The 1835-nt window shown below is 41.1% G+C and carries 2 protein-coding genes; one reads left to right on the top strand and one right to left on the bottom strand.

The window, feature by feature from the left end; all coding sequences use genetic code 11:
• Positions 1–151: 151 nt before the first annotated feature.
• On the bottom strand, positions 152–1288 hold the full coding sequence (locus AAG834_RS13690) for an RNA-guided endonuclease InsQ/TnpB family protein (RefSeq protein WP_070514239.1): 1137 nt from the start codon (positions 1286–1288) through the stop codon (positions 152–154).
• A gap of 44 nt (positions 1289–1332) precedes the next feature.
• Here AAG834_RS13690 and tnpA point away from each other — a divergent pair, with 44 nt between their 5' ends.
• A complete protein-coding gene (gene tnpA / locus AAG834_RS13685; RefSeq protein ID WP_019388955.1) occupies positions 1333–1749 on the top strand; it encodes an IS200/IS605 family transposase in 417 nt (138 codons plus the stop codon).
• The last annotated feature ends 86 nt before the right edge of the window (positions 1750–1835 follow it).

The following is a 1835-nucleotide window of genomic DNA, read 5'->3' as shown; positions in this document are numbered from 1 at the left end:
TTGACATCCTCCCCTTGCTAAAGCAAGGAGATTCCTACGGCGGTTAGTGATGTTCTACCAACTCGCTTCGGTGGGTTCGTGCTGCTGACAACCTGACTGCATTGTTCACTTCACACGCGCTACGGACACGTCCTGCCCTGATTTTTGTTTTTCAGGCAGCCTGAATGGCTTGCCCACGTTTTAACACATTGATTGCACCAACAACATCGGCATTGTTTTGATAGCCACACTCTACGCATTCAAAATTCGCCTGCGTTTGGCGGTTGTCTTTTGTCGTATGTCCGCAACTAGGACAACATCGGCTGGTATTTTGTGGCGGAACAGCAAACAAAAACCCACCATTCCAAGCCAATTTATGCGCTAACTGTCGCCTAAATTCCGCCCAAGACTGGTCTAAAATCGCCCGATTTAAGCCTGATTTCTGTTTCACATTTTTGCCATGTTGTTCAGCATTACCTTTTGCCGATTTAGACATATTCGCCACTTGCAAATCTTCAACGTACACAATCGCGTGGTTTTTGCTGATTTGGCTGCTGATTTGATGCAAGTAGTTTTTACGGATATTGCTGATTTTATGGTGCAATTTGGCAATTTTGGCTTTTAACTTTTGCCAATTTTTAGAAAATTTGGTCTTGTTTTTGAAACGTTTTTGTAGTTTAGCTAATTTGCCTTTTAGGTTCTTAAATGCGTTAATCGGTTCAAAATATTCGCCGTTGGACAAAGTAGCAAAACGAACGATGCCCATATCAATACCGATTTCTCCGCCGTTGGGTTTTGGCGTTTCCGTCTCAAATTCTGTTTGAATGGAAACATACCACTTACCGCATTTTTGGCTGACGGTTACATTTTTCAGGCTGCCTGAAATAGCTCGGCTATTGCGATAACGCACCCAACCTATTTTTGGTAAATAGATACGATTATTTTGTTGTTCCAATTTGCAGCCTTGCGGAAAGCGAAAACTGTCTTTTTCACCCTTTCGTTTAAATTTTGGAAAGTCCGAACGTTTGGCGAAAAAGTTTTTGAAACTGGCTTCTAAATCTTTCAAAGATTGCTGCAAAACCTGACTGTGGCAATCTTTTAGCCAAACTAGCTCACGTTTCCATTCAGGCAGCAAATTCGCAATTTTGGCGTAACTGAATTTGAAAGAGTTATCTTTTTGATATTGTTCATTTTGATACGCCAAAGCGCGATTGAATACGAAACGCGAACAGCCGCAAAATTGTTTCATTTTGCGGACTTGTGCGCCGTTGGGTATTAATTCAAATTTGAACGCTTTGAGTATTTGCATGGTTTCGTAGATAATGGAATTTTTGATTATTCTACACTTGGTCTATGGAAAAAGAAACCGATTTAAGACGTGGTAGACACGTTGTTTTTAACTTACATGTTCATTTAGTCTTTGTCGCAAAATATCGCCGAAAAGTGTTCACAAAAGAAATTTTAGACGATATGCGACAAATTTTTGAAAGCGTTTGCACCGATTTTGAGGCACAACTAGTGGAATTTGACGGTGAAAATGACCATGTTCATTTGCTTGTAAACTATCCACCCAAAGTGTCTATTTCAAAACTCGTGAACAGCTTGAAAGGTGTATCTAGTCGTATGATTAGGCAAAAAAATTATCCCAGTATTCGTGAGAAACTTTGGGGTGGTGCGTTGTGGTCGCCGTCTTATTTTGCAGGTAGTTGTGGCGGTGCACCTATTTCCATTATTCGGCAATATATTGAGCAGCAAAATACGCCTGACTGAAATTGAACGTTTTTAGGACTGCTTCGCAGTCCTCGCCTGATATCTCCGCCGTAAACGGCGAAGTTTTACGGCGCATTCGGATAAAA

Origin of the sequence: Neisseria sp. Marseille-Q2251 (assembly GCF_940793045.1) — a bacterium.
Taxonomy (GTDB): Bacteria; Pseudomonadota; Gammaproteobacteria; order Burkholderiales; family Neisseriaceae; genus Neisseria.
Note: the sequence above shows the minus strand (reverse complement) of the source record. Positions and strands in the feature narration are given on the sequence as shown.

Bases quoted from the DNA above. Each gene is read 5' to 3' on its own strand.
- tnpA (WP_019388955.1), top strand. From the start codon at position 1,333: ATGGAAAAAGAAACCGATTTAAGACGTGGTAGACACGTTGTTTTTAAC.
- AAG834_RS13690 (WP_070514239.1), bottom strand. From the start codon at position 1,288: ATGCAAATACTCAAAGCGTTCAAATTTGAATTAATACCCAACGGCGCA.